This window comes from Pseudomonas sp. Marseille-Q7302 (genome assembly GCF_965111925.1).
Map to the genome: position 1 here is coordinate 1,233,016 of NZ_CBCOPK010000001.1, position 25,471 is coordinate 1,258,486.

Genomic DNA, 25,471 nt, shown 5'->3' on the forward strand with positions numbered 1-25,471 from the left:
GCCGCGACGTAGGGGCGTCGCGGCCTTGGGTAGAGGCTTAAGCCTCGGCGGTGCGGTCGAGCAGGTATTGCACCAGCAGCGGGACCGGGCGTCCGGTGGCAGCCTTGTCCTTGCCGCCGCTGATCCAGGCCGTGCCGGCCACGTCCAGGTGGGCCCAGGGATAGGCCTTGGCATAGCGCGCCAGGAAGCAGCCCGCGGTGATGGTGCCCGCCTTGGGACCGCCGATGTTGGCCATGTCGGCGAAGGGGCTGTCCAGCTGCTCCTGGTACTCCTCGTGCAGCGGCAGTTGCCAGACGCGGTCGTCGGCACGATCACCGGCCTGCTTGACCTGGTCGATCAGGGCATCGTCGTTGCCCATCAGGCCGGAGACCAGCGAACCCAGTGCGGTGATGCAGGCGCCAGTCAGGGTGGCGATGTCGATCACGGCCTTGGGCTGGAAGCGTTCGGCATAGGTGAGGGTGTCGCACAGCACCAGCCGGCCTTCGGCGTCGGTGTTGAGGATCTCGATGGTCTGGCCGCTCATGCTGGTGACGATGTCACCCGGACGGGTCGCGGTACCGCTGGGCATGTTCTCGGCCAGGGCCAGCAGGCCCACCACGTTGATCGCCGGCTTGAGCTCCATGAGGGCGCGGAAGGTGCCCAGGACGCTGGCGGCGCCGCACATGTCGTACTTCATCTCGTCCATGCCGGCGCTGGGCTTGATGCTGATGCCGCCGGTGTCGAAGGTGATGCCCTTGCCGACCAGGGTGTAGGGCTGGGCATTCTTGGACCCGCCCTTGTATTGCAGCACCACCAGGCGCGGCGGCTGGGCGCTGCCCTGGGCCACGGCGAGGAAGGAACCCATGCCCAATTCGCGCATCTTCTTCTCGTCGAGCACCTCGACGGAGAGGCCGGCATCCTTAAACTGCTTGCCCAGGGCCTTGGCCTGATCGGCGACATAGACCGGATTGCAGACGTTTGGCGGCAGGTTGCCGAAGTCCTTGGCGTAGGCGGTGCCGTGGGTGATCGCCAGGGCATGGGCCAGGGCACGCTCGGCCTCCGGCTGGGAGGCCTTGGTGGTGACCAGGGTCAGCTTCTTCAGCGGCCGCGGCTCGGCCTTCTTGCTCTTGAAGCGATCGAAGACATAGTCGCCGTCGGCCAGGGTCTCGGCCAGCAGGCGCAGGCGGGCGTAGCCGTCGCGATTCTTGACCGGCACATCGCCCAGGGCGATGGCGGCGTCGCTGCCGCCCAGGCTCTTGAGCACGCCCAGGGCGCCACTGGCCAGCTTGCGGTACTGACGGTCGGAAAGGCCTTCGGTAGCGCCGCTACCCACCAGCAGCACGCGCTCGGCCTTGATACCGGAAAGATTGGTAAGCAGCAGGGTCTGGCCGGCCTTGCCGGCGATGTCACCACGCTTGACCGCCGCGCTCAGGGCGCCGGAGGTGGCAGCGTCCACGGCGCTGGCCGCTGCGTCGAGCGCGCCGCCTTCACCGACGGCCACGACCAGCGTGGCGGTTTTCAGGGTTTCCGGACGAGCGTTTTTGACGACGAATTCCATTAGGAGAAGCTCCCCAAGACAAACACATGAGTTCGCAGGATATAATGCGGGGCTTTCGCCAGGACCTTTCCCGGCGATCGGCCTTCAACGGGTGGGCCTTGCGACGCCAGCCTTGCAACCGAGCTAGTGTGAGCGTTCGCGCCAGAGCCTGACAACCCTGGAGAATCCTGTTTGATCGTCTTCCGCTATCTGTCTCGAGAAGTTCTCACCACCCTCGGTGCGGTCAGTGCCGTGCTGCTGGTGATCATCATGAGCGGCCGTTTCATCAAGTACCTGGCCCAGGCGGCCCAGGGCCTGCTGGATCCGGGCGTGCTCCTGCTCATCATGGCCTACCGGATTCCCGGCTTCCTGCAGTTGATCCTGCCGCTGGGCCTGTTCCTCGGTTTCCTGCTGGCCTACGGCCGGCTGTACCTGGACAGCGAGATGACCGTGCTCACCGCCACCGGCCTGAGCCCGCGCCGCCTGCTGGCCTACAGCATGGCCCCCGCGGCGGTGGTCGCCCTGGTGGTCGCCTGGCTGAGCCTGTCGCTGGCGCCCCTGGGCGTGCAGAAGGTCACCAGCATCCTCAACCAGCAGGATGCCATGACCGAGTTCGACACCCTTGAGCCGGGACGCTTCCAATCCTTGAGGGACAACTCGCGGGTCACCTACACCGAGCGCCTGTCGGCGGATCGCAGCCAACTGGGCGGTGTCTTCATTTCCGAGCGCAACACCTCCGCCGCGGGCGGCAAGGACCGCGGCGTAGGCGTGCTAGTAGCCGATACCGGGCGTCAGGAAATCCATCCCGATGGCAGTCGCTACCTGATCCTGCAGAACGGTTTCCGCTACGACGGCGTGCCGGGCCAGGCCGACTACCGTGCGGTGCAGTACGACACCTATGGCGTCCTGCTGCCCAAGCCGGAGGTGAGTGAAGACATCAGCGAGCGTGACGCCGTCACCACCGGCGAACTCATGCGCAGCAACGAGCTGCAGTATCGCGGCGAGCTGCAATGGCGGCTGTCGCTGCCGATCCTGGTGTTCGTCGTGACCCTCATCGCCGTGCCCCTGTCCAAGGTCAATCCGCGCCAGGGCCGCTTCCTCAAGCTGTTGCCGGCGATCCTGCTGTACATGGCCTACCTGTCGCTGCTGATCGCCGCTCGTGGTGCCCTGGACAAGGGCCGCCTGCCGCCGGCCATCGGTCTGTGGGGCGTGCACCTGCTGTTCCTGGTGCTGGGCCTGCTGCTGGCCTTCTGGGAACCGCTCACGGCGCGTCTGCGCGGTCGCAAGCCGGAGGTAGCGGCATGAACAAGCTCGACTGGTACATAGGTCGCACCGTCTTCGTCAGCATCCTCGCGGTGCTAGGCGTGATCGTCGGTCTGGCCCTGCTGTTCGCCTTCATCGACCAGCTCGGCGACTTCGATGACAACTACGGCGTCGCCGAGGCCCTCAAGTTCGTCCTGCTCACCACGCCGCGGCGGGCCTACGAGATGCTGCCCATGGCTGCGCTCATCGGCTGCCTGATCGGCCTGGGCACCCTGGCCAGCAGCAGCGAGCTGATCGTGATGCGCGCCGCCGGCGTTTCCCTGGGGCGCATCGTCTGGGCGGTGATGAAGCCGATGTTCGTGCTGCTCATCGCCGGCATCCTGGTCGGCGAGTACGTGGCGCCCTGGTCGGAGAACCTGGCCCAGAGCGGTCGCGCCCTGGCGCAAAGCGCCGGCAAGGCGCAGAGCTCGCGGCACGGCCTCTGGCATCGCCAGGGCCACGAGTACACCCACGTCAACGCCGTGCAACCCAATGGCCTGCTCCTGGGCGTGACGCGCTACGAATTCGACGACAATCGCCACCTGCTGCAATCCAGCTTCGCCCAGCGCGGTATCTATCGCGGCGATCACTGGGAGCTGGAAAACGTCAGCATCACCGACTTCGGCAATCGCCAGACCAGCGTCCGCCAGGAGCCCAAGGTGATCTGGAACGTCGAGCTGACCCCGCAGGTGCTCGACACCGTGATCATGGAGCCGGATGCGCTGTCGATCTCCGGACTGTGGTGGTACATCCACTACCTGGCCGATCAGGGCCTAAGCAACAAGAGCTACTGGCTGGCGTTCTGGTCGAAGATCTTCCAGCCGCTGGTGACCGCCGCCCTGGTGCTGATGGCGATCTCCTTCATCTTCGGCCCGCTGCGCTCGGTGACCCTGGGTCAGCGGATCTTCACCGGCGTGATCATCGGCTTCGCCCTGCGGATCTTCCAGGACCTGCTGGGACCGTCCAGCCTGGTATTCGGCTTTTCGCCGCTGCTGGCCGTGCTGGCACCGGCGCTGCTCTGCGCCGTGGCTGGGGTGCTGTTGCTGCGACGGGCCGGCTAGGGCCCGTCGGCGGCGTCGCTCAGGCGGCGCCCTTGCGTGCCACTGGCTGCAGCTGCAGCCAGCCGGCGTGCTCCTCGCAAAAGCTCAGGATCCGTTGCACGCGACGGATCTGGTCGCGATCACGGCATTCGCCCACCACGGTCCGCACTAGCAGATCGACGTTCTGCATGTGGATCAGTCGCAGATCCGGACTCATGTCGGCAAAGTCTTCCATCTCGCCCATGCGCGTCTCGCAACGTGAAAGCAGGCGCTCGATGAAGTCGGGGGAGAGGCGGGTCGGAGGCTGGGCTGTTTCCAGGTCCTTGACCGCCACCTGGGAAAGGGGGGAGAGCGTTTCCATGTGCAAGATCTCGCGTCCATATCGAAGTCTTACTATTGCACGCTTTGCCCTGCGGATTCAGCTGCCGATTGTCAGCTGGCTCAGTGGTCGTCCTCCAGGCTAGGGACGATTACCCGCTTCTTTCGTCGCCACGTCCAGCAACATCGATCGCGCCTTGAGATATGACTGTTTGCGCTGCAGGTCGGCTGGATGATCGATGGTCAGCGTCGCCAGATAGGTCTGCCAGGCGGCCAGATAGGCCTTCTGCGCATTGCGCAGCAGCCGATCCTGGCCTGCAGGCAACTCACCGGTAGCCTTCTCCTCCTGAGCATCAGCCTCAGCCTGACAGCGGCTCAGCCGCTGACGAAAGTCCGCCAGGCGCTCCTGCTCGCCTGCTAGGCGAGCGTTGTTGCCATGCAACACCAGCAATTCGCAGCCATAGAGCGCGCTGTGCAACCGGGCCTGCAGGGTCCAGCTGGGCGAGCGGCTCAGCTCAGTACCTGCGTCAGCTGGATTGGCTGGTTGCTGCACGGCGCAGCCGCCCAGGGTCAGCAGCAGGGCGAGTAACAGGACAGGGGAGCGGCGCATGGTCTGATCTCGGCGAATCTCAGGCAAATGGCAGCCTACTGGTAACGTTGCCATTCCCGATACTTGTCCACCAGGTAGTTGCCAACCGGTTGAGACTTCTTGCAGTCCTCGCCACTCAGAGGGCTGGGCTCGCACACGGGGTCGGCATAGCTGTAGTGGTTGCAGCCGGTCAGAAGTAGAGTGAAGGCTAAAAGCAGCAGTCTCATGAGGTGTCCCTCGCTGTGACGACGCCTGGCGTGACGCCCATGGGGTCGACGAAAATCTCAATGGTGCTTTTTGAGGGCACAAAAAAACCGCCTCAAGGGCGGTTTTTTCGGCTTCCAAGAATCGCAAGGGATGCCTGGAAGATGCTGCTTGGTGCCCCGGGGGAGACTCGAACTCCCACTCCTTTCGGAAACGGATTTTGAATCCGCCGCGTCTACCGGTTCCGCCACCGGGGCAATGGCGGCGGAGTATAGGGATGGTCGCAGGTCCGGTCAATCCAAAGTGCGTTGGTGAAAAAGGCCGCTTCCGGTAAGCTGTGCGGCCTTTCGAGATCTACCTGCCATGCACGTCGCCGACTTCCATTTCGACCTTCCCGAATCTCTCATCGCCCGTCATCCGCTGGCCGAGCGCCGCGGCAGTCGGTTGCTGGTGCTCGACGGTCCCACCGGTGAGCTGAATCATCGCCACTTCGGCGATCTGCTGGGCTATCTGCAGCCGGGCGACCTGATGGTGTTCAACGACACCCGGGTGATACCCGCGCGGCTGTTCGGCCAGAAGGCCAGTGGCGGCAAGCTGGAGATCCTGGTGGAGCGGGTGCTGGACGAGGAGCGGGTGCTGGCCCATGTGCGTTCCAGCAAGTCGCCCAAGCCGGGCAGCCGCATCCTCATCGACGGTGGCGCCGAGGCCGAGATGGTGGCGCGTCACGAGGCGCTGTTCGAACTGAAATTCGCCGAGCCCGTGCTGCCGCTGCTGGAGCGGGTCGGGCACATGCCGCTGCCGCCCTATATCGATCGGCCCGACGAGGCCGAGGATCGCGAGCGCTACCAGACCGTCTATGCGCGCAATGCCGGCGCGGTGGCCGCGCCCACCGCCGGGCTGCACTTCGACGAGCCGCTGCTGGACGCCATCCGCGCCAAGGGCGTGGCGACCGCCTTCGTCACCCTGCACGTCGGTGCCGGCACCTTCCAGCCGGTGCGGGTCGAGCGCATCGAAGACCACCACATGCACCGCGAGTGGCTGCAGGTCGACCAGGCCGTCGTGGATGCCGTGGCCGCCTGCCGCGCCCGTGGCGGTCGGGTGATCGCGGTCGGTACCACCAGCGTGCGTTCGCTGGAAAGCGCCGCCCGCGATGGCCAGCTCAAGGCCTTCTCCGGCGAGACGGACATCTTTCTCTATCCCGGTCGCCCCTTCCATGTCGTCGATGCGCTGGTGACCAACTTCCACCTGCCCGAATCGACCCTGCTGATGCTGGTGTCGGCCTTTGCCGGTTACCGCGAGACCATGGCCGCCTATGCGACGGCCGTGGCCGAGGGCTATCGCTTCTTCAGTTATGGCGACGCCATGTTCATCACCCGCAATCCCGGGGCCCAGGGCCCGGAGAGCTGATATGAGTTTCATGAATTTCGAATTGCTGGCCACCGAAGGCAAGGCCCGTCGCGGTCGCCTGACCTTTCCCCGTGGCGTGGTCGAGACCCCGGCCTTCATGCCGGTCGGTACCTATGGCACGGTCAAGGGCATGTTTCCCGACAGCGTCGCCGACATCGGTGCCCAGATCATCCTCGGCAACACCTTCCATCTCTGGCTGCGGCCCGGGACCGAGGTGATCCAGCGCCACGGCGACCTGCACGACTTCATGCAGTGGCAGGGGCCGATCCTCACCGATTCCGGCGGCTTCCAGGTGTTCAGCCTGGGCGCGCTGCGCAAGATCAAGGAGGAGGGCGTCTACTTCGCTTCGCCGGTGGACGGCGCCAAGGTGTTCATGGGGCCCGAGGAATCCATGGCCGTGCAGCGCGCCCTGGGCTCGGACATCGTGATGATCTTCGACGAATGCACCCCTTATCCGGCGGACTTCGACACCGCGCGCCGCTCCATGGAGCTGTCGCTGCGCTGGGCCAAGCGCTCCCGCGAAGCCCACGGCGACAACCCCTCGGCGCTGTTCGGCATCGTCCAGGGCGGCATGCACGAAGAGTTGCGCCTGAGATCCCTGGACGGGCTGGAGCAGATCGGCTTCGACGGCTACGCCATCGGCGGCCTGTCGGTAGGCGAGCCCAAGGAAGAGATGATTCGCGTGCTGGACTTCCTGCCGCCGCACCTGCCGGCGGACAAGCCGCGCTACTTGATGGGCGTGGGCAAGCCGGAAGACCTGGTGGAGGGCGTGCGCCGTGGCGTCGACATGTTCGACTGCGTGATGCCTACCCGCAACGCGCGCAACGGCCATCTGTTCATCGACACCGGTGTGCTCAAGCTGCGCAACGCCGTGCACCGTCACGACGAGACGCCGCTGGATCCCACCTGCGACTGTTACACCTGCAAACATTTCTCCCGTGCCTATCTGCACCATCTGGATAAATGCGGGGAAATGCTGGGGAGTATGCTGAATACGATCCACAACCTGCGGTACTACCAGCGGGTGATGGCCGGTTTGCGCCAGGCTATCCAAGAGGGTAAATTGGCCGACTTTGTGGACGCCTTCTATGCTCGGCGCGGCCTGCCTACGCCGCCGCTCGACAGCTGAAAGCCCCTGTCCGATCGTCAAGGCGAAACGGCGTTTGCGCGTCGTCCGCCGGCTTCGCGAATGGGGTCCTGAAGCGGTCGGACCGGCTGCGAGCGACCCCCGGCATCTCTTCTTTTTCCGTCATCCAACTCTGCAAGGAGTAGTGCAATGAGTTTTCTGATTTCCACGGCCCAGGCCCAGGAAGCTGCCGCGCCGGCCGCCAACGCTGCACCGGGAGGTGAATACATTCAGTTCATCTTCCTGATCGGCTTCGTGGTGATCTTCTATTTCCTGATCTGGCGCCCCCAGGCCAAGCGCACCAAGGATCACAAGAACCTGATCGGCGGCCTGCAGAAGGGTGACGAAGTGGTGACCACCGGTGGCATCGCCGGCCGCATCAACAAGGTCACCGATGAGTTCGTGGTGCTGGAAGTGTCCGACAACGTCGAGCTGAAATTCCAGAAGGGCGCCATTGCCGCGACCCTGCCGAAGGGCACCCTGAAGGCCCTCTGAGCCTTCCTAAATCTAGCTAACACCGGGGCGCGCAAGGCGCCCCGCCTTTATCTCGGGCGGTGTCATGCTCAACAAATATCCCCTCTGGAAGTACCTGCTGATCCTGGCCGTACTGGTCGTGGGCGCCATCTATTCGGTTCCTAATCTGTACCCCGACGATCCGGCCGTGCAGGTCAGCGCTTCCAGCACCGAACGTACGGTGACGCCGGCCGAGGTGCAGCGTGTGAACGCCGCCCTGGCCGAGGCTCATCTGGCCGTGAAGTCCAGTGATCTCAATGCGAACGGCAGCCGGGTGCTCATCCGCCTGATGCGCGCCGACGATCAGCTGCCGGCCCAGGAAGTGGTCCGTCGTACCCTCGGCGACGACTTCGTGGTGGCGCTGAACCTGGCGCCCACCACCCCGCAGTGGTTGCGCAAGCTTGGCGCCAGCCCCATGAAACTGGGCCTGGACCTCTCCGGCGGGGTGCATTTCCTGCTGGCAGTGGACATGGACAAGGCCGTGGACGCGCGCCTGAAGGTCTATGACAACGAGGTCAAGACCCTGCTGCGCCGCGAGAAGGTGCGCTATCGCAGCATGCCCGAGCAGAACGGCGCCCTGCAGCTCGGCTTCACCGATGCCGCCGACCTGCAGCAGGCCCAGGGCCTGATCCGCAAGAACTACACCGATTTCGAGCTGACCACCGACACCCGGGGCGACCTGCAGGTGCTGCGCCTGCAACTGACCGAGGCCAAGCTGCGCGAGATCCGCAACTATGCCGTCACCCAGAACCTGACCACGGTGCGCAACCGGGTCAACGAACTGGGCGTGGCTGAGCCGCTGGTACAGCGCCAGGGCGCCGACCGCATCGTGGTCGAGCTGCCGGGCGTGCAGGACACCGCCGAAGCCAAGCGCATCCTCGGCAAGACCGCCAACCTGGAATTCCGCCTGGCCGCCACTGCGGACACACCGCGTGCTTCCACCGAGAGCTTCGAGTTCCGCGAGCCCGGTCGTCCTGCGGTACCCCTGGAGCGTAACGTCATCATCACCGGTGACCAGGTCACCGACGCCTCGGCCAGCTTCGACGAGAACGGCCGGCCCCAGGTCAACATCCGCCTGGATGGCCATGGTGGCGATCTGATCAACCGCGCTACCCGAAGCAACGTCGGCCGCAGCATGGCCGTGGTGTTCATCGAGCAGCGTCCGGTCACTCGCTACACCACCCAGACCGTCGATGGCGTGCAGAAGGAAGTGGCGGTGCCCGGCTTCGAAGAAGAGCGGCGCATCATCAGCCTGGCGACCATCCAGTCGGCTCTGGGCAACAGCTTCCGCATCACTGGCCTGAACGGCTCGGGCGAGGCGTCGGAACTGGCGCTGCTGCTGCGCGCCGGCGGCCTGGCCGCGCCCATGTACTTCGCCGAAGAACGCACCCTCGGCCCGAGCCTGGGCGCCGACAACATCGCCAAGGGCATCGATGCCTCGCTGTGGGGCATGGTCTTCGTCTCGCTGTTCCTGATCGCCATCTACCGCTTCTTCGGGGTGCTGGCGACCATTGCGCTGGGCTTCAACATGGTATTGCTGATGGCCTTGATGTCCATCCTGCATGCCACCCTGACCTTGCCGGGTATCGCCGGTATCGTTTTGACCATGGGCCAGGCGGTGGACGCCAACGTACTGATCTTCTCGCGGATCCGTGAAGAGATCGCCAACGGCATGCCGATCCAGCGCGCCATCCATGAGGGCTTCAGTCGTGCCTTCACGGCGATCGTCGACTCCAACCTGACGACCCTGCTGGTGGGCGCCATCCTGTTCGCCATGGGCACCGGGCCGGTCAAGGGCTTCGCCGTGACCATGTCGCTGGGTATCTTCACCTCCCTGTTCACCGCCATCTTCGTGACCCGCGCCATGGTCAACCTGGTTTATGGCGGCCGGAACGTCAAGAAGCTGTGGATTTGAGGACGCGGCGATGAAAAAGACCATCAACTTCATGGGCGTACGCAATATCGCGTTCGCCATCACCGCGCTCCTGACCGTTCTGGCGTTGTTCAGCTGGTTCTACAAGGGGTTGAACTTCGGCCTGGATTTCACCGGCGGTACTCTGATCGAGCTGCGCTACGAGCAGCCGGCCGACCTCGGCAAGATCCGTCAGGAATTGCAGGGCGCAGGCTTCGGAGAGGCCGTGGTGCAGAGTTTCGGCGCCACCACCGACGTGCTGGTACGGATGCCGGGTGACGATCCCCAGCTGGGCCAGAAGGTGACCAGCGCACTGCAACAGGCGAGCACCGAGCGCTTTTCCCTGACCCGTACCGAGTTCGTCGGTCCGCAGGTGGGGGCGGAACTGCGTGACCAGGGTGGCCTGGGCATGCTGCTGGCCCTGGGCGGCGTGCTGCTCTACGTGGCTTTCCGCTTCCAGTGGAAGTTCGCGGTGGGCGCTATCATTTCGCTGGTTCACGACGTGGTGGTGACCCTGGGTCTGCTGTCGTTCTTCCAGATCACCTTCGATCTGACGGTTCTGGCGGCGGTCCTGGCCATCATCGGCTACTCGCTCAACGACACCATCGTGGTGTTCGACCGGGTCCGGGAAAACTTCCGGGTGCTGCGCAAGGCCGACCTGATCGAGAACATCAACGTCTCGACCACCCAGACCCTGCTGCGGACCCTGGCGACCTCGATCTCGACCCTGCTGGCCGTGGCGGCGCTGCTGTTCTTTGGCGGTGACAACCTGTTCGGCTTCTCCCTGGCGCTGTTCATCGGCGTGCTGGCCGGTACCTACTCGTCGATCTATATCGCCAACGTGGTGCTGATCTGGCTGGACCTGAAGAGCGAAGACTTAATTCCTCCACAAGCCAAGGAACTAGACGAACGTCCCTGATGTCCCAGGCATGGCAAAGGGCCATATGCCCGCTATGACAGTAGTCAGGAGGTTGTAGTGAACAAGTCCATGCTCGTAGGTACGGTTCTGGGAGCAATCGTCGCCACCGCGGGTGGCGCCGTGGCGTACGGCTTCGTCGACCGCGGGCCTCAGTACGCCGAGGTCGTCGCCGTCCAGCCGGTCAAGGAAACGGTCAAGACCCCCCGCGAGGTCTGCAAGGAGGTCGCGGTGACGCATCGCCGGCCCGTTCAGGACCAGCACCAGATTGCCGGTACCGCCGTAGGCGCGGTCGTCGGCGGTCTGCTGGGCAACCAGGTTGGTAACGGCAGCGGCAAGACCCTGGCCACCATCGCTGGCGCCGTTGGCGGTGGTTATGCCGGCAACAAGGGTCAGGAATACATGCAGAACCGCGACACCTACACCACCACCCAGACCCGCTGCAGCACGGTGACCGACAGCAGCGACAAGGTGGTCGGCTATGACGTCAAATACCTGCTGGACGGCAAGCTCGGCCAGGTCCGCATGGACCATGAGCCAGGCAAGCAACTGGAAGTGAAGAACGGCCAGGTGCTGGCCAGCCAGTGATCCGCGTTAGCGGCTGAGGCCCAGGGCTTCAGCCAAAAAAGCCCGCTACCAGGTGACTGGTAGCGGGCTTTTTGTTGGGACTTCACTGGGACGAGAGCGGATCCTTCAGATCCGACCAGGGCGAGGCGCCCTGGCCGTGGCCGTCACTCAGAGGGCGGGGCGGGGCGTTTCAGCTTTGGGCCGAAGCCACCGCCGGGCGGACATCCACGCCGGCGCCTCGAACAGACCGTTGATGCCGCGGGCTTCCAGCAGCTTGGCGATGGCCACCGGCACCAGGATGCCGAAGGCGCAGCCGGCGACGATGTGCAGCAGACCGTCGTTGATGTGCAGGCCCTTGCTCAGGACGATGCGGGCGCCGCTGCCGCTCAGTACGTGCATCACATAGATGGGCATGGACAGCGCACCCAGGGTCAGCACCCACTGCAGCGGCCGCTGCGCCAACACCATGCAGGTGGCGCTGACGAAGACGATGCCGTTCAGCGCCAGCACCAGGGTGGCCAGGCCGCGATCGGTGTAGACCAGGCCCAGCAGGCCGTGGAACCAGTACTCGAGCACCACGAACAGCAGCCCCGAACCCAGCATCACGCGACCGGCCTGCTCTTCGATGGCCTGCTTGAAGTTGTTGAACCAGACACCGAAGGCGAAAAACACGAAGTTCTGCGCGGTGAAGGTAAAGAAGAAGTCTTCCGGGCCGGCGTTCTGGAACAGATAGACGAGGGCGCCAAAGGCGAACACGGCAAAGAAGGCCAGCGGCTTGGCCCAGCGATAGGCGAGCATGGCCAGGCAGAACACCAGGAACAGCGCATAGAGGAACCAGAACTGCTGGCGTGGCTCCCAGACCGTCAGGACTTCGCTGAAGCTCACGCCGCCGTTGGTGTAGCGCGACATCAGCGCCTCGACCGAACCCTGCAGCAGTGACCAGACCAGGAAGGGATAGACGATGGTGTCGATCTTGTTCACCAGCAGGCCGCCGGTACCGCGCTTGACGAAGGAGCTGTAGAAGAAGAGGCCGGAGAGGAAGAAGAACAGCGGCATGTGGAAGCTGTAGATGACGCTGTCCACCAGGCCGTGGAATTGGGCGTCCTGAAGGATGCCCGCGTTGAGCAGGCCACGCACGACATGGCCATAGACGACCAGCACGATGCCAATGGCCTTGGCATAGTCGACCCAGAGATTGCGAGTGTTCATTGAATGATCCTTTTCAGAAGAGAACCTGTGCAGCTGGAGCCAAGCGCTGGGGCAAACGAAAGCGTGAGCGTTGCGACGCCGGGGCGCGCATCGCGACAGGTTCGGTCATGGTAGGACTCCCGAAGGAACGACGTCCGTAAGTAGCCGGTGACAGGATGGGGCTCCTTGCCCGCGTTCTGACCATGGCTATCTGCCATTGTTCATGGCTTGTTTCCGAGCAGGCGTGAACGGGGCGACACTTTCACCGCTCGGCAGGCAATTGTCCGACGAACTGTAACCGGATGTTTAGAGGGAATCTTTGACGAACTGCAGCTGCTTCTCCTTGAGCAGGGGCTCGTAGCGCGGCGAGGTATAGATCAGCAGGACCTGTTTCCTGCGTGCCGCCTGGGCGCTGAACTTGTAGACCACGGTGTCGTGATCGAAGGCCAGATAGGCCTGGGCGTCGTCGTCCTGGTTCAGGCGCTCGAAGGCGGCGGCCGACGACTGGGAGGAGGGTTTGCCATACTTTTGAGTGAGTCCTTCGGCGATCAGAAAGGACTGGGCCAGGGGCGTGACGATCGACAGGCGCAGGAAGCGGCCATCGATGAAGAAGGCGCCAGCCTCGACCTTTTCACCAGCGAAGGCGAGGTCATTGCATTCGAAATACTCGACGCCGACTACGTCGATCTTGCGCGGCTGGAAGGTACAGAGCTTTTTCGCCAGAAAGGTTTTCTGGTCGGTGCCGAAGGCGATGCCCGCATAGCCATCCACGGCCTGGGCCAGCGCCGGGAACAGCACCAGCAGCGCCAACAGGGGCGCAAGGAGAGGCGACAGGTAGGACCTGACGGTCATGGTGATCTGGATTCCCTTCACGAAGGCCCTGGGGCCCATTCAACCCGACGGATGCTAGAAGCTCCGCCGGGGCTTTGCCACCGCTGTCGACGGCTTTTGTCGAGGGGTTCAGGGTTGGCGTCAGGCGATGCCGGGCGGAATCTGGTCCTTGCCGTAGTCCTTGAGCTTTTCCAGGTTCTCCGGCTTCTGGTGCTCGGGTACGTCGTCGCCTTCGGCGGGGGTGTCCTGGGGTTCCTGGTCTCGGGTGTCTTCGCTCATGGCAGCGCTCTCGGCAGGGGGTGTCCGACTTTGAGGGGGGCGCCGACCCGGCGGTTCCGCAGGATCAGGCGTTGACGCCATCGGTGAGCCAACCCTCGCGCCGGGCCAGGCGCCAGGCGAGGAGGGCGGAAATCAGTCCACGCAGGGCCATGAAGGTGAGAAAGGCCAGCCACAGACCGTGATTGCCCCAGCCGCGCAGCAGCCAGCCGAGTGGCAGGGCGAGGAGCAGGGCCAGCAGCATGGCATTGCGCATCTCCCGGGCGCGAGTGGCGCCGATGAAGAGGCCGTCCAGTAGATAACTGGCCATGGCGATCAAGGGCAGCACGGCGAGATAGGGCAGATAGGCGTGCGCTTCCTGGCGAACCGCAGCGATGTCGCTCTGCACGGCGACGAAGAGGTCGCCACAGAGGGCGAAGGCCAGGGCGAAGCCGAGGCTCGCCAGCAGCGACCAGCCGCCGGCGATCACCAGCACCCGGCGCAGGGTGGCGCCTTCGTGCGCGCCCAGGGCATGGCCGGCCAGGGCCTCCACGGCATGGGCGAGGCCGTCGAGGGCGAAGGCGGTGACCAGCAGGCCGTTGAGCAGCAGGGCGTTGACCGCGACGGTGGTCTCGCCCAGCTGGGCGCCCTGGGCAGCGAACAGCAGGAACACCGCCTGCAGGGCCAGGGAGCGGATGAAGATGTCGCGATTGACGGCCAGCAGGGGGCGCCAGTTGACGAGGCGCCGCAGGGCCTGGCGGTCGATCCGGCCCGGCCACCGCCGCAGGCGGCGCACCACCAGCCAGAGGCCGAGCAGCATGCCGCTCCACTCCGCCAGGACCGAGGCCAGGGCGATGCCTTGCACCCCGCTGCCGAGGCCGAGCACGAAGCCGGTCACCAGCAGCAGATTCAGGGCATTGGTGGTGAGCAGCAGCACCAGCGGCGTGCGTGCATCCTGGGTACCGAGCAGCCAGCCGATCACGGCGTAACTGAGCAGCGCCGCGGGCAGGCCGAGCAGCCGCAGGTGCAGGAAGCGCGCGGCCAGTTCGGCGAAGGCGGGGTCCAGGCCGAGCCAGGCGAGCAGGGGATCGAGCGCCAGGCTGGCCGCCAGTAGCAGGGCCAGTGACAGGCCCAGCCCCAACAGGCCGGCTTGCAAGAGGATCTGGCGCAGGGCGGCGCCGTCGCGGCGCCCGCTGGCCTGGGCGGCGAAGCCGGTGGTGCCCATGCGCAGAAAACCAAGAATGCCGAGCAGGGCGGTGTAGAAGGCGCCGCCCATGGCCACCGCGGCGAGCTGGCGGGCTTCCGGCAGATGGCCGGCGATGGCGCTATCGACCAGGGTCACCAGCGGTACGCTGAGATTGGACAGGATCATCGGCGCGGCCAGCGCCCAGACGCGCCGGTGCAGCAGGGGGTGGCGCCAGTCGGCAAGCAGGGTGGACATTGGGCTGATCGCAGCGGCGGCGGAGGAGGCATTGTAAGCCAGCCGGCGCGGCCGGTCCTCCGCCTGAATGCCAGGCTGACGCTAGTCCAGCTGCCCGCCGCCCTCGCGCAGGTCCTCGCCAGTGGTCGCCGCGCAGGTCAGCGCCAGGCGCAGCCCGGCGACCAGGGTCTCCAGGGCCATGGACGGCGCCCCGGGCTGTGCGGCGGCCTGGGCCGGCAGATAGGGGATATGGATGAAGCCGCCGCGCACTCCGGTGCCCTGCAACCGATGCTGCAGGCCGTAGAAGACATGGTTGCAGACGAAGGTGCCCGCGGTCTGGGACACCGCCGCGGGAATGCCGGCGGCGCGCAGGGCATGGACCATGGCCTTGATCGGCAGGGTACTGAAGTAGGCGGCCGGACCGCCGGCCACCACTGGTTCGTCGATGAGCTGGCGCCCGGCGTTGTCAGGGATGCGGGCATCGTCGACATTGATGGCGATGCGTTCCAGCGACAGCTCGGCCCGCCCGCCAGCCTGGCCGACCGCTACCACCAGGGTGGGACGATGGTGATCGAGCAGGTCATCCAGCATCTTGAGCGCAGTGCCGAATTCGGTCGGCAGCTGAGCCGCCACTACGGTCAGGTCGCCGAGGCGTTCTCCATCAAGCCGGCGCACGGCCTCCCAGGAGGGGTTGAGATCCTCGCCGCCAAAGGGGGCGAAGCCGGTGAGCAGCAGGGTCATGGGATACCTCACATCAGCAGATAGAGCAGCACCACGTTGCAGGCCAGCACCGCCAGTGCCGTGGGGATCTGGGCCTTGATCACGGCGTTCTTGTCATCGAGTTCCAGCAGGGCGGCCGGGACGATGTTGAAGTTGGCCGCCATGGGCGTCATCAGGGTGCCGCAGTAGCCGGAGAACATGCCGATGGCGGCCATCACCGCCGGATCGGCGTGGTAGACACCTACCAGCACCGGCACCCCGATGCCGCCGGTCATCACCGGGAAGGCGGCGAAGCCGTTGCCCATGATGACGGTGAAGGCGGCCATACCCACTACATAGACCACCACCGCCACCAGGCGCAGGTCGAGGGCCACATAGGCGGTGGCCAGGTGCGCCACCGCCTTGCCGACGCCGGCATCGGTGAATACCAGACCGAGCATGGCCAGGGCCTGGGGCAGCACCAGCGACCAGCCCAGGGCATCGGTCAGGCGGCGCGACTCGCGCATCGCCTGGATCGGAGTGTCACGGGTCAGCCAGCAGGCCAGCGCCAGGGCCACCAGGGCGCCCAGACCCAGGGAGACGAAGGTGACGTTCTTCGGGTCGAGCAGCGGCAGGCCGGCAATCTGCACGTCCTTGAGCAGCACGCTGCCGATCACCGTCACCACGGGAATGGCCAGGGCTGGAATGAACAGGCGATTGCCCAGCCGCCCGGCGCTGGCGCGCGTCTCCCGCTCGGGACGGCTCTCGTGGTGTCCGCTGCCCACCGCACCGCAGCCGGCCAGCACCGCCATCAGCAGCACGCCGGCGCCGACCCAGGCCGGTGGCAGGCGATCGCCGATGAGGAAGACCAGGCTGAACAGGCCCCAGAACAGGCCACTGGTCCAGCGCTTGGGGTGGTGGCGGTCGGCCAGGGTCATGACCGCGGTCAGGGCCAGGATGGCGCCGGCCAGCCAGAACAGGTATTGGATCGACAGGATCATGGCTGCACCTCCTTGGCCGCGGTCAGCTCGCGATAGAGCTGGCGGTCGAAGCGGTGCAGGCGCAGGGCGTGGATGAAAAAGGCGCAGAGGGCCGTGGGAATGCCCCAGAGGGCGATGTGCAGGGGTTCGACATCGAGGCCGGCACCCAGCAGGAAGGTGTGCATCAGGGCGATGGCGCCAAAGGCGACGAAGATGTCTTCGCCAAAGAACAGCCCGACGTTGTCGGTCGCCGCGCAAAAGGCCAGCAGGCGCTGGCGCAGGGCTTCGGGCAGGCGGCCATGGCGTTTCTCCGCGGTGCCTTCGGCCATGGGCGCGAGTAGCGGCCGGACCATCTGCGGATGGCCGCCGAGGCTGGTAAGGCCCAGGGCGGCGGTGGTCTCGCGGACGAACAGGTAGAAGATCAGCAGGCGGCCGACGGTGGCGTTGCGAAAGCGGGCGATCCAGTTCTGCGCGTGCAGGCGCAGGCCGTGGCGTTCGAGCAGGCCGATCACCGCCAGGGGTAGCAGGATGATCAGCGGCAGGGCCCGCGCCTTGATGAAGCCGGTGCCGATGGCGGCGAGCAGCGCCTCGGGGCTGAACTGGGCGGCCAGGCCGGTGGCCACGGCGGCCAGGGCGACGACCAATAGCGGATTGAACCTCAGCACGAAGCCGACCACGATGACCAGCACGCCCAGCAGCGGCCAGAGGTTGACGGTGGTTTGCATAGGTGGATGTCTCCAGCGGATCCACCGCGCTCCGGGCAGACGGTGCGGCGGACGGTAGGAAGCCGCAGGCGGCTTCGGCTGATCCAGGCAGTGCCCGTGGCACGGCTCGTTATTGTTGTCGGACGTCATTTGGCGTGGCGCCGGCTGGCATCTTTTGCCGTCGGTGGAGCTGGCGTCCAGCAAATAAAACTGTTCGCCGCCGATAGGGAAAAGCGGGGCAGACAAGCCCGCTGGTGGGGGTAAAGTGACGGGATAGCCTTGTCGAGGTCCCCATGAACCTGCGCTTTCTCGATACCTTCGTCTGGGTCGCCCGCCTGGGCAGTTTCCGACTGACGGCAGAAAAGCTCTCCACCACCCAGGCCGCCATCTCCAGTCGCATCGCCGTGCTGGAAAGCGAACTGGGCGTGCAACTGTTCCTGCGCGACTCCCGCGGCGTGAGTCTGACCGCCGAGGGGCATCGGGTGCTGGGCTACGCCGAGCGGATGCTGGCGACCCAGCGTGAACTGCACGAGGCCCTGGGTCATGGTCAGACCCTGGAGGGCCGCCTGCGCATCGGCGTCATGGATACCGTGATCCACAGTTGGCTGGATCAGCTGATCGCCGCGGTCACCCAGAGCTATCCGGCCATCGAGCTGGAGCTGACCGCCGATACCGCGCTGAATCTGGCCGAGCAGCTGGCGCGGGGACAGCTCGACCTGATCTTCCAGACCGATCTATTGCGCGCCGAAGGCATTCGCAACCTGCACCTGGCCAGCTATCCGGTGCGCTGGCTGGTCGCCACCGACAGCCATCTGGCGCGGCCCTACGCCAATCTGGCCGAGCTGGCCGGCGAGCGGCTGATCACCTTTTCCCGCCATTCCAGGCCGCACCAGGACATCCTCGGCCTGCTGCAGCGCGAGGGCATCGCCGAACCGCGGGTCTGCTGCATCAATTCGGTGGCGGCCATCATCAAGCTGATGGGCGAGGGCTTCGGCATCGGCGCCCTGCCGCCGGCACTGGTGATAGAGGAGTTGGCCCGTGGCAGCCTGATGCCTGTGCCGCTGGCCGGACCGCCGCCCTTCGATGTTCAGGCCAGCTGGCACGGCGGTGCCGGCCTGGCGCTGAGCGAGGCGGTGGTGGCCCTGAGCCAGACGGTGGTGGCCGACTGGTGTACGCGCCTGGGCCCGGAGCGTGCCTTGCCGGTGCTGGTCTAGCCCGGATGTTTCAACGCCTTCTTATCGCCAGCGCCTGGAATCTTTTGTTGGACAGCGGCGCCCCGTCTTTCCGACACTCGAAGCTCTTCCTCAGAGGATCCTGTCATGCCCGCTCGCCTGCTGCTCAATTGCGATTCCGGTGAAAGCTACGGTGCCTGGTCCATGGGCGACGATGCCCATGCCATTCCCCTGGTCGACCAGGCCAATCTGGCTTGCGGCTTCCATGCCGCCGATCCCCTGATCATGCAGCGCGCCGTCACCCTGGCGGTGGCCAATGGCGTGCAGATCGGTGCCCATCCGGCCTATCCCGACCTGGTGGGCTTCGGGCGCCGGCCCATGGCCTGCACCCCGGCCGAGGTGGAAGCCATGATCCTCTACCAGATCGGCGCCCTGGACGCCTTCTGCCGCGCCGCAGGCGTACGCGTCGAGTACGTGAAGCCCCATGGCGCCCTCTACAACGCCCTGGTCAAGGATGATGCCCTGCTGACCGCCGCGCTCTCCGCCTGCGCCCGTTATCGCCAGGGACTGCCGCTGATGGTGCTGGCCAAGGCCGACAACGCCCGCGAGCGTCGGCTGGCGGAAGTCGCTGGCGTACCACTGCTGCTGGAGGCCTTCGCCGACCGCGCCTATCTGGCCGACGGCTCCCTGGCGCCACGTGGCCAGGTTGGCGCCGTTCACCATGACCCCGAGCGCATCCTGGCCCAAGCCATCGCCATCGCCTGCGGTGAGGACTTCCCCGGTTTCGACGGCCAACCCATGCGGTTGCAGGCCGACAGCCTCTGCGTGCATGGCGACAATGCCGAGTCCCTGGCAGTGCTGCGTCGGCTGCGCGCGGCGCTGGACGCCCTATGATCACCTTCAAGCCCTTTGGCGTCGCGGCGCTGCTGCTCGAACTGGCCGAGCACCCCGATACCGAACTGCCCTCGCACATCGCGCGCCTGGGCGAGCGGATTCGCCAGCGTTTCGGCGCGGCGGTGACCGATCTGGTAGCGGGCTGGACCAGTCTGCTGGTGCACTACGATCCCCTGCAGCTGACCTTGGCCGAGGTACAGGCCGGCCTCGAACCCTTGCTGGCCGACTGGCCGGGCGCTGCGCAGGCGGGCGAGGGCGGGCGCCTGCACGAGGTACCGACCCTCTATGCCGGCCCGGACCTCGCCGAGGTGGCCGAGCGCTGTGGCCTGAGCGAGGCCGAGGTCATCGCCCGGCACTGTGGTCGTGACTATCAGGTAGGCGCCATCGGCTTCATGCCTGGTTTCGCCTTTCTCGGTGAGCTGGATGAGCGCCTGGCCCTGCCCCGGCGCAGTACGCCCCGTACCGCCGTACCCGCCGGCAGCCTGGCCATCGCCGAACGACAGACCGCCGTCTATCCCCAGGCTTCGCCCGGGGGCTGGAATCTCATCGGCCGTTGCCTGTGGACCGTCTTCGATGCCCGGGCCGAGCCGCCGTGCCTCCTGGCGCCAGGAGACCGGGTGCGCTTCGTGCCGGTCGACGAAGCCGCCTTTCGTGCCCAGGGAGGTCAGCCATGAGCGGTCTCAAGGTCATCAAGCCCGGTCCCCTGACCCTGTTGCAGGATCTCGGACGCCAGGGCTGGCAGCACCTGGGCGTGGCCCCTTCAGGGCCCATGGACGGTCATGCCGCGCGTTGGGCCAATCGCCTGGTGGAAAATCCGATGACGGCGCCGCTGCTGGAGATCGCTCTGGGCGGTGCCGAATTCGAGATCGAGACCGACACCTGGCTGGCGCTGACCGGCGCGCCTTTGGAAGCCCGCCTGGAGGATGAGCCCCTGCCGCCCTGGTCGTGTTTTCCAGTAAGAGCCGGCATGCGCCTGCGGCTGGGATTCGCCCAGGCCGGGCAGCGTGCCTATCTGGCTGCGGCCGGCGGAGGCTTTCAGGCGCCTGCGACCCTGGGCAGCATGGCCAGCAACAGACGCGAAGGCCTGGGCGGTCCGGATGGCAATGGTGCCTCGCTGGTGGCGGGGCAGCAGCTGGCCTGCGCCGCCGTGACCGAACTGCATGCGCGCGGTTGTGGGCCGGCGGCGCGCTTCGTGCCGGACTATCGCGAGGTGCCAACGCTGAGGGTGATCTTTGGCGGTGACGCCGAGGCCTTCGGTCCGGCGGCGCAGCAGGCGCTCTGCGATCAACCGTGGCGGATCAGCCCGCAGTCCGACCGCATGGGCATTCGCCTGGCCGGACGCACGCCCCTGGCGCCACCACGCCGCCAGTGGTCGCTGGGGGTTGTGACCGGTGCCATCCAGGTGCCGCCCGATGGCCAGCCCATCGTGCTCATGGCCGATCGCCAGACCATGGGCGGTTACCCACTGCTGGGCTTCATCCATCCCCTGGACCTTTCGCGCCTGGCCCAGTGCCCGGCCCACCACGAGGTGCGTTTCGCCCCGGTGGAACTGGCCGTCGCCCAGGACGAATGGCGCCGTTTTCTCGCGTTTTTCTCCGGTTGAAGGCGCAGCCGGTCACGGCCGAGGAATCTTGTCCGCTTCGATGAGTCGCACGCTCAGGGGCGACGCCGACTTCCCTTTCTCGGCGTCTGGCTTGAAACTTGCCTCACACGTCCCCCTGTGACGACCGACAAGAAGGAGCTGGAACCGGCGATGAAAACTCCCAAACGCATCGAGCCGCTGATCGAGGACGGCTTGGTCGATGAGGTGATACGGCCCCTGATGAGTGGCAAGGAGGCGGCGGTCTACGTGGTGCGCTGCGGCAGCCAGGTGCGCTGCGCCAAGGTCTACAAGGAGGCTGACAAGCGCAGCTTCCGTCAGGCCGCCGAATACCAGGAGGGGCGTAAGGTGCGTGGCAGCCGGGAAAATCGCGCCATGGCCAAGGGCTCCAAGTTCGGTCGCCGCGAGCGCGAGGACAATTGGCAGAACGCCGAGGTGACGGCGCTCTATCGCCTGGCCGATGCCGGGGTCCGGGTACCCAAGCCCCACGACTTCCTCGACGGCGTGCTGCTGATGGACCTGGTCACCGACGGTAATGGCGAGGCCGCGCCCCGTCTCAACGACGTGACCCTCACCGCCGAGGAAGCTCTGCGCTATCACGACCTGATGATTGGCCAGATCGTGCGCATGCTCTGCGCCGGGCTGGTCCACGGCGACCTTTCCGAATTCAACGTGCTGCTGGCCGAGGATGGCCCGGTCATCATCGACCTGCCCCAGGCGGTGGATGCCGCTGGCAACAACCACGCCTTCCGTCTTCTGGCGCGGGACGTGGAGAACATGGCGCTGTACTTCGGTCGCTTCGCCCCTGAGTTGCGCACCACCCGCTATGCGCCGGAGATGTGGGCCCTGTTCGAGAAGGGCGAGTTGTTCGCCAACACGCGCCTGACTGGCGAATTCGCCGAGCGTGAAGACCAGGCCGACGTCCATGCAGTGATGCGCGAGATCGAGGCAGCGCGGCGTGACGAAGAGCGCCGCCAGGCGGCGCGTCGCGAACAGGACGAGCCGAGCGTGCGCGAAGAGCCGCCACCGCCCTGGCTAAGCTGATCGTGAAGCAGAACGATTAGCGCTGCGATGAGACGAACGGCCCCAGTGGTCGGGCGATGAACGGCGCCTCCCAGGCGCCAGCGCGCTAAACTGGGCACTGAACAGCACAGGACTCTTTTCATGCAAGGCCATCCGGACGTCATCAACTACCTCAACCAGCTGCTGCGTGGCGAGCTGGCGGCGCGCGACCAGTACTTCATCCATTCGCGGATGTACGAAGACTGGGGCCTGATGCGGCTGTACGAGCGGATCGGCCACGAGATGGAAGAGGAAACCCAGCACGCCGATGCCCTGCTGCGCCGCATCCTCTTCCTCGAAGGCACGCCGGACATGCGTCCCAACGCCATCACCGTGGGCCAGACCGTGCCCGAGATGCTGCGTGCCGATCTTGCCCTGGAGTACGAGGTGCGCGAAGCCCTGGCCCAGGGCGTGGCCCTGTGCAACCAGCACAAGGACTTCGTCACTCGCGAGATCCTGGTGGTCCAGCTGGAAGATACCGAGGAAGACCATGCCTACTGGCTGGAGCAGCAGCTGGGGCTGATCGACAAGATCGGTCTGCAGAACTACCTGCAGTCGCAGATGAAGGGTGGCACCACGCCCCACGGCGCCGGCCTGTAACACCGGCCGCTCGGCGCCACCTGGCGCCGATCAGGACCTGCTGGCGTCACCTTCTGGCGCCCGCGGCAGATAGAGCGAAATGCAGGTACCCACGCCCGTCGTGCTGTCTACCTGGATCTGCCCGCCCGATTGGTGCACGAAGCCGTGCACCATGGACAGCCCCAGTCCGGTGCCCTGGCCTGGCGGCTTGGTGGTGAAGAAGGGATCGAAGATCCGTTCCCGGATCTCCGGCGCGATGCCGGTACCGGTATCGCTGACCTTGACCCTCACGTAATCGCCCGCGGGCAGCCCTTCCGGGCGGTCAGCGGCTGCCTCGGGCAGATTCGCCGTGGACAGCAGCAGCTGGCCGCCCTGGGGCATGGCGTCACGGGCGTTGATCGCCAGATTCAGCAGGGCGCTTTCCAGCTGCACCGCATCGATCACCGTGAGCCACAATGGCTCCGCGGGCTGTGCCTGGACCTCGATCGCCGGGCCGACGCTGCGGCGAATCAGTTCTTCCATGGCCAGCATCAGCTCGTTCACGTCGGTGGGCTTGGGTTCCAGCGTCTGCCGGCGGGAGAAGGCCAGCAGCCGCTGGGTCAGGGAGGCGGCGCGCGCAGCGTAGGCCTGGGCGCCGCCAAGCAGCCGGTCGAGCTGATCGGTGCGATTCTGCTGCAGGCGGCGCTCGATCAATTCCAGACTGCCGATGATGCCGGCCAACAGATTGTTGAAGTCGTGGGCGATGCCGCCGGTCAACTGGCCGATGGCTTCCATCTTCTGCGCCTGGTGCAGGGCCTGCTGCGCCTGGGTCAATTCGGCGGTGCGTTCGACGACCCGCTGTTCGAGCGTTTCATTGGCGGTGCGTACCGCCTGGAACAATTGAGCCTGCTCGATGGCGAGGGCGGCGCGGGCGGCCAGCGCGGCCATCAGCCGTTCGTGACGGAGGTTGAAGCGACCCGGTTCGGGATGCACGAAGAAGAGTCCACCTAGCACCGTTCCGTTGCGGGCGACCACCGAGACGGCCAGGTAGCTGCGTACTGGCAGAGGCCCGACCGGCAGGCCCTGATGCGGTTCGGAGCGGGACGTGTGCGAATCGCTGGACACGTCGTCGACGCGAATCACGCCTTCGCTGCCCAAGGGCGGGGCGAACAGGGCGGTGGCATCGGGATCGCCCAGGTGTTCGAAAGCGGCACGCTCGGCGCCAGACAGGGTGAGGCGCTGCAGATGCCCGCTGTTTTCCTCATGCTGCTGATTGAGGTAGGCGCCAAGGCGCGCCCCGGTCAGCTCGACCCCGGCATCGGTCACCGTCTGCACCAGATGCGCCAGATCCAGCTGGCTGGCCAGCTCCGTATCGATGCGCTTGAGGGCTTCCAGGGTACGGGTTTCTTCGCGCAACTCGGCTTCGGCCTGCTTGCGGTCGCTGATGTCGACGACGAATTCGAAGGCGCTGCCATCGGGCAGGCGCTTGGCCGCCACCAGGGCCCAGCCGACGGAGCCGTCACGCCGCCGGTAGCTGCGTTCGTCGGGCGGCAGCTGATCGCCAGCCTGGCTCAGGGTTGGCGCCGGCCAGCGGATATGCCCAGCCAGGAGATCCTGACGATCATGACCGCTCATGCGCAGGAAGGCATCGTTGGCATCGATCAGATGGCCTTCGGTGTCGAAGCAGAGGGCACCCACCGTCTCGATTTCCAGGGCGGTGCGAAAGCGTCGCTCGCTGGCTTCGAGGGCGGCGCGGGCCAGATGGGCTTCGGTGACGTCCTGCCCCTGGCAGAAGATGCCGATCACCTGGCCGGCTTCGTCGGTCAGGGGCTCGTAGATGAAGTCCAGATAGAGGGTACGAACCGGCTCGCCTTCGGTCTCCAGGCGCATCGGCATATGTTCGGCGACGAAGCGGCGGCCACTCCGGTACACCTGTTCGAGCCACTCGAAGTAGCCCTGATTCTGCAGTTCGGGAAAGACGTCGCGTACTTTGAGGCCTTCACGGGGACGGTCATCGAACGACCGGCGGAAGGCGACATTGACGAAGTCGAAGACGTGATCCGGGCCGCGCACGATGGCGACGAAGCCAGGCGCCTGCTCGAACATCCGCCGCTGGCGTGCGGCGTCGGCGGCGCGGCGCCGTTCTTCGAGAATACGCTGGGTGGTCTCGTGCCCCTGGTTGAACAGCCCGGCGATCTCGCCGCCCTCGCCGCGGATGGGGGTGAAGCTGTAGTTCCAGTAGGTCTCGGTGACCACGCTTTGGCGCACCATCGGCAGCAGCTGATCGAAGACGGAAAAACCCTGGCCGGTGGTCAGCACCTGCTCGAACTGGGGGCCGACCACCGGCCAGATGTCCTGCCAGACCTCCTGGGCGGGGCGCCCCAGGGCCCAGGGATGGCGCTCGGCGGGAATCGGTGACCAGGCGTCGTTGTAGAGCAGCAGCAGGTCAGGGCCCCAGTAGATGGCCGTGGGAAAGCTGGAATTCAGGCAAATACTGAGGGCGGATCGGAGGGACTGCGGCCACCGGGACGGCGGCCCCAGCGGCGAGTCCGACCAATCGTGGGTGCGCAGCCGGGCGCCCATGTCACCGCCGCCGGCGAGAAAATCCAGTTCGTTCCAGTCGGCAATCTGCGCTGCCATCGGTTATGTCTCCCCAGCCACTTCTGCAGTTCCAGGCGTTCTGACCACAATCGCACCG

Annotated in this window: 25 protein-coding genes and 1 tRNA gene; 14 read left to right on the forward strand and 12 right to left on the reverse strand. The window is 65.9% G+C overall.

Annotation, left to right across the window (positions count from 1 at the left end; genetic code table 11):
- Nucleotides 1-37: 37 nt before the first annotated feature.
- Nucleotides 38-1,537, reverse strand: coding sequence for a leucyl aminopeptidase (locus tag ACWPW1_RS05755; protein ID WP_454252535.1), 1,500 nt, complete (start codon nucleotides 1,535-1,537; stop codon nucleotides 38-40).
- Between the two features lie 171 nt (nucleotides 1,538-1,708).
- On the opposite strand from ACWPW1_RS05755, the gene lptF reads away from it, so the two are divergent.
- On the forward strand, nucleotides 1,709-2,821 hold the full coding sequence (gene lptF, locus ACWPW1_RS05760) for an LPS export ABC transporter permease LptF (RefSeq protein ID WP_059313856.1): 1,113 nt from the start codon (nucleotides 1,709-1,711) through the stop codon (nucleotides 2,819-2,821).
- Nucleotides 2,818-3,879, forward strand: a complete 1,062-nt coding sequence (gene lptG, locus ACWPW1_RS05765; protein ID WP_059313857.1) for an LPS export ABC transporter permease LptG — start codon at nucleotides 2,818-2,820, stop codon at nucleotides 3,877-3,879. The genes lptF and lptG overlap by 4 nt, the downstream gene beginning before the upstream one ends.
- Nucleotides 3,880-3,898: 19 nt before the next feature.
- On the opposite strand, the gene ACWPW1_RS05770 is transcribed toward lptG, so the two are convergent.
- From ACWPW1_RS05770 to ACWPW1_RS05780, 3 genes are all read right to left on the reverse strand, one after another.
- Entirely contained in the window at nucleotides 3,899-4,219 is a 321-nt protein-coding gene (locus ACWPW1_RS05770) for a hypothetical protein (RefSeq protein WP_059313858.1), read from the reverse strand.
- Between the two features lie 99 nt (nucleotides 4,220-4,318).
- Nucleotides 4,319-4,786: a hypothetical protein gene (locus ACWPW1_RS05775; protein ID WP_454252536.1), complete on the reverse strand. Its 468-nt coding sequence runs from the start codon at nucleotides 4,784-4,786 to the stop codon at nucleotides 4,319-4,321.
- A 355-nt stretch (nucleotides 4,787-5,141) separates the two neighbouring features.
- A tRNA-Leu gene (locus tag ACWPW1_RS05780) sits at nucleotides 5,142-5,226 on the reverse strand.
- 106 nt (nucleotides 5,227-5,332) lie between these two features.
- On the opposite strand from ACWPW1_RS05780, the gene queA reads away from it, so the two are divergent.
- The 6 genes from queA to ACWPW1_RS05810 all read left to right on the forward strand — a co-directional run bounded on the left by queA (nucleotide 5,333) and on the right by ACWPW1_RS05810 (nucleotide 11,431).
- Nucleotides 5,333-6,376 carry a tRNA preQ1(34) S-adenosylmethionine ribosyltransferase-isomerase QueA gene (gene queA, locus ACWPW1_RS05785; RefSeq protein ID WP_454252537.1) on the forward strand — a complete coding sequence of 348 codons (1,044 nt, stop codon included), beginning with the start codon at nucleotides 5,333-5,335 and terminating at the stop codon, nucleotides 6,374-6,376.
- Nucleotides 6,377-6,386: 10 nt separating this feature from the next.
- Nucleotides 6,387-7,505, forward strand: a complete 1,119-nt coding sequence (gene tgt, locus ACWPW1_RS05790) for a tRNA guanosine(34) transglycosylase Tgt (protein ID WP_271655908.1) — start codon at nucleotides 6,387-6,389, stop codon at nucleotides 7,503-7,505.
- A gap of 147 nt (nucleotides 7,506-7,652) precedes the next feature.
- Nucleotides 7,653-7,997, forward strand: coding sequence for a preprotein translocase subunit YajC (yajC, locus tag ACWPW1_RS05795; protein WP_007162951.1), 345 nt, complete (start codon nucleotides 7,653-7,655; stop codon nucleotides 7,995-7,997).
- A 64-nt stretch (nucleotides 7,998-8,061) separates the two neighbouring features.
- Complete coding sequence (secD, locus tag ACWPW1_RS05800; protein WP_454252538.1) at nucleotides 8,062-9,930, forward strand: protein translocase subunit SecD; 1,869 nt, start codon at nucleotides 8,062-8,064, stop codon at nucleotides 9,928-9,930.
- 10 nt (nucleotides 9,931-9,940) lie between these two features.
- On the forward strand, nucleotides 9,941-10,846 hold the full coding sequence (gene secF, locus ACWPW1_RS05805; protein WP_454252539.1) for a protein translocase subunit SecF: 906 nt from the start codon (nucleotides 9,941-9,943) through the stop codon (nucleotides 10,844-10,846).
- A 57-nt stretch (nucleotides 10,847-10,903) separates the two neighbouring features.
- On the forward strand, nucleotides 10,904-11,431 hold the full coding sequence (locus ACWPW1_RS05810; RefSeq protein WP_454252540.1) for a glycine zipper 2TM domain-containing protein: 528 nt from the start codon (nucleotides 10,904-10,906) through the stop codon (nucleotides 11,429-11,431).
- A 147-nt stretch (nucleotides 11,432-11,578) separates the two neighbouring features.
- Here ACWPW1_RS05810 and ACWPW1_RS05815 read toward each other — a convergent pair whose 3' ends face one another.
- The 7 genes from ACWPW1_RS05815 to ACWPW1_RS05845 form a co-directional block, all read right to left on the reverse strand.
- A complete protein-coding gene (locus tag ACWPW1_RS05815; protein WP_454252541.1) occupies nucleotides 11,579-12,619 on the reverse strand; it encodes an acyltransferase family protein in 1,041 nt (346 codons plus the stop codon).
- 285 nt (nucleotides 12,620-12,904) lie between these two features.
- The gene (locus tag ACWPW1_RS05820) at nucleotides 12,905-13,450 is read right to left on the reverse strand and encodes a hypothetical protein (protein ID WP_271654089.1); all 546 of its coding nucleotides are present in this window, start codon (nucleotides 13,448-13,450) and stop codon (nucleotides 12,905-12,907) included.
- A gap of 120 nt (nucleotides 13,451-13,570) precedes the next feature.
- Complete coding sequence (locus ACWPW1_RS05825; protein WP_167348556.1) at nucleotides 13,571-13,708, reverse strand: hypothetical protein; 138 nt, start codon at nucleotides 13,706-13,708, stop codon at nucleotides 13,571-13,573.
- Nucleotides 13,709-13,772: 64 nt separating this feature from the next.
- Nucleotides 13,773-15,125 carry an MATE family efflux transporter gene (locus tag ACWPW1_RS05830; protein ID WP_454252542.1) on the reverse strand — a complete coding sequence of 451 codons (1,353 nt, stop codon included), beginning with the start codon at nucleotides 15,123-15,125 and terminating at the stop codon, nucleotides 13,773-13,775.
- Nucleotides 15,126-15,206: 81 nt separating this feature from the next.
- Nucleotides 15,207-15,845: a pyroglutamyl-peptidase I gene (gene pcp, locus ACWPW1_RS05835; RefSeq protein WP_454252543.1), complete on the reverse strand. Its 639-nt coding sequence runs from the start codon at nucleotides 15,843-15,845 to the stop codon at nucleotides 15,207-15,209.
- Nucleotides 15,846-15,853: 8 nt separating this feature from the next.
- A complete protein-coding gene (locus tag ACWPW1_RS05840; protein ID WP_434775938.1) occupies nucleotides 15,854-16,804 on the reverse strand; it encodes a DUF979 domain-containing protein in 951 nt (316 codons plus the stop codon).
- Complete coding sequence (locus ACWPW1_RS05845) at nucleotides 16,801-17,508, reverse strand: DUF969 domain-containing protein (RefSeq protein ID WP_059313870.1); 708 nt, start codon at nucleotides 17,506-17,508, stop codon at nucleotides 16,801-16,803. The genes ACWPW1_RS05840 and ACWPW1_RS05845 overlap by 4 nt, the downstream gene beginning before the upstream one ends.
- Nucleotides 17,509-17,780: 272 nt before the next feature.
- Here ACWPW1_RS05845 and ACWPW1_RS05850 point away from each other — a divergent pair, with 272 nt between their 5' ends.
- The 6 genes from ACWPW1_RS05850 to bfr all read left to right on the forward strand — a co-directional run bounded on the left by ACWPW1_RS05850 (nucleotide 17,781) and on the right by bfr (nucleotide 22,815).
- Nucleotides 17,781-18,701, forward strand: a complete 921-nt coding sequence (locus tag ACWPW1_RS05850; protein WP_059313871.1) for a LysR family transcriptional regulator — start codon at nucleotides 17,781-17,783, stop codon at nucleotides 18,699-18,701.
- A gap of 105 nt (nucleotides 18,702-18,806) precedes the next feature.
- The gene (locus tag ACWPW1_RS05855) at nucleotides 18,807-19,553 is read left to right on the forward strand and encodes a 5-oxoprolinase subunit PxpA (protein ID WP_434775940.1); all 747 of its coding nucleotides are present in this window, start codon (nucleotides 18,807-18,809) and stop codon (nucleotides 19,551-19,553) included.
- Nucleotides 19,550-20,227 carry a 5-oxoprolinase subunit PxpB gene (gene pxpB, locus ACWPW1_RS05860; RefSeq protein ID WP_454252544.1) on the forward strand — a complete coding sequence of 226 codons (678 nt, stop codon included), beginning with the start codon at nucleotides 19,550-19,552 and terminating at the stop codon, nucleotides 20,225-20,227. The genes ACWPW1_RS05855 and pxpB overlap by 4 nt, the downstream gene beginning before the upstream one ends.
- Nucleotides 20,224-21,156 carry a 5-oxoprolinase subunit C family protein gene (locus ACWPW1_RS05865; RefSeq protein WP_454252545.1) on the forward strand — a complete coding sequence of 311 codons (933 nt, stop codon included), beginning with the start codon at nucleotides 20,224-20,226 and terminating at the stop codon, nucleotides 21,154-21,156. The genes pxpB and ACWPW1_RS05865 overlap by 4 nt, the downstream gene beginning before the upstream one ends.
- A 150-nt stretch (nucleotides 21,157-21,306) precedes the next feature.
- Nucleotides 21,307-22,197: a PA4780 family RIO1-like protein kinase gene (locus ACWPW1_RS05870; RefSeq protein WP_059313875.1), complete on the forward strand. Its 891-nt coding sequence runs from the start codon at nucleotides 21,307-21,309 to the stop codon at nucleotides 22,195-22,197.
- A gap of 120 nt (nucleotides 22,198-22,317) precedes the next feature.
- Entirely contained in the window at nucleotides 22,318-22,815 is a 498-nt protein-coding gene (gene bfr, locus ACWPW1_RS05875) for a bacterioferritin (protein WP_007159675.1), read from the forward strand.
- Between the two features lie 30 nt (nucleotides 22,816-22,845).
- Here the strand turns inward: bfr and ACWPW1_RS05880 are convergent, their stop codons facing one another.
- Nucleotides 22,846-25,413: an ATP-binding protein gene (locus ACWPW1_RS05880; protein ID WP_454252546.1), complete on the reverse strand. Its 2,568-nt coding sequence runs from the start codon at nucleotides 25,411-25,413 to the stop codon at nucleotides 22,846-22,848.
- Between the last annotated feature and the right edge of the window lie 58 nt (nucleotides 25,414-25,471).

Coding starts and splice junctions, on each gene's coding strand:
- secD (WP_454252538.1), top strand. CDS start 8,062: ATGCTCAACAAATATCCCCTCTGGAAGTACCTGCTGATCCTGGCCGTA.
- ACWPW1_RS05830 (WP_454252542.1), bottom strand. CDS start 15,125: ATGTCCACCCTGCTTGCCGACTGGCGCCACCCCCTGCTGCACCGGCGC.
- ACWPW1_RS05840 (WP_434775938.1), bottom strand. CDS start 16,804: ATGATCCTGTCGATCCAATACCTGTTCTGGCTGGCCGGCGCCATCCTG.
- pxpB (WP_454252544.1), top strand. CDS start 19,550: ATGATCACCTTCAAGCCCTTTGGCGTCGCGGCGCTGCTGCTCGAACTG.
- yajC (WP_007162951.1), top strand. CDS start 7,653: ATGAGTTTTCTGATTTCCACGGCCCAGGCCCAGGAAGCTGCCGCGCCG.
- ACWPW1_RS05865 (WP_454252545.1), top strand. CDS start 20,224: ATGAGCGGTCTCAAGGTCATCAAGCCCGGTCCCCTGACCCTGTTGCAG.
- ACWPW1_RS05855 (WP_434775940.1), top strand. CDS start 18,807: ATGCCCGCTCGCCTGCTGCTCAATTGCGATTCCGGTGAAAGCTACGGT.
- queA (WP_454252537.1), top strand. CDS start 5,333: ATGCACGTCGCCGACTTCCATTTCGACCTTCCCGAATCTCTCATCGCC.
- ACWPW1_RS05870 (WP_059313875.1), top strand. CDS start 21,307: ATGAAAACTCCCAAACGCATCGAGCCGCTGATCGAGGACGGCTTGGTC.
- pcp (WP_454252543.1), bottom strand. CDS start 15,845: ATGACCCTGCTGCTCACCGGCTTCGCCCCCTTTGGCGGCGAGGATCTC.
- ACWPW1_RS05775 (WP_454252536.1), bottom strand. CDS start 4,786: ATGCGCCGCTCCCCTGTCCTGTTACTCGCCCTGCTGCTGACCCTGGGC.
- tgt (WP_271655908.1), top strand. CDS start 6,387: ATGAATTTCGAATTGCTGGCCACCGAAGGCAAGGCCCGTCGCGGTCGC.
- ACWPW1_RS05815 (WP_454252541.1), bottom strand. CDS start 12,619: ATGAACACTCGCAATCTCTGGGTCGACTATGCCAAGGCCATTGGCATC.
- secF (WP_454252539.1), top strand. CDS start 9,941: ATGAAAAAGACCATCAACTTCATGGGCGTACGCAATATCGCGTTCGCC.
- ACWPW1_RS05845 (WP_059313870.1), bottom strand. CDS start 17,508: ATGCAAACCACCGTCAACCTCTGGCCGCTGCTGGGCGTGCTGGTCATC.
- ACWPW1_RS05850 (WP_059313871.1), top strand. CDS start 17,781: ATGAACCTGCGCTTTCTCGATACCTTCGTCTGGGTCGCCCGCCTGGGC.
- ACWPW1_RS05755 (WP_454252535.1), bottom strand. CDS start 1,537: ATGGAATTCGTCGTCAAAAACGCTCGTCCGGAAACCCTGAAAACCGCC.
- ACWPW1_RS05825 (WP_167348556.1), bottom strand. CDS start 13,708: ATGAGCGAAGACACCCGAGACCAGGAACCCCAGGACACCCCCGCCGAA.
- ACWPW1_RS05820 (WP_271654089.1), bottom strand. CDS start 13,450: ATGACCGTCAGGTCCTACCTGTCGCCTCTCCTTGCGCCCCTGTTGGCG.
- ACWPW1_RS05770 (WP_059313858.1), bottom strand. CDS start 4,219: ATGGAAACGCTCTCCCCCCTTTCCCAGGTGGCGGTCAAGGACCTGGAA.
- bfr (WP_007159675.1), top strand. CDS start 22,318: ATGCAAGGCCATCCGGACGTCATCAACTACCTCAACCAGCTGCTGCGT.
- ACWPW1_RS05880 (WP_454252546.1), bottom strand. CDS start 25,413: ATGGCAGCGCAGATTGCCGACTGGAACGAACTGGATTTTCTCGCCGGC.
- lptG (WP_059313857.1), top strand. CDS start 2,818: ATGAACAAGCTCGACTGGTACATAGGTCGCACCGTCTTCGTCAGCATC.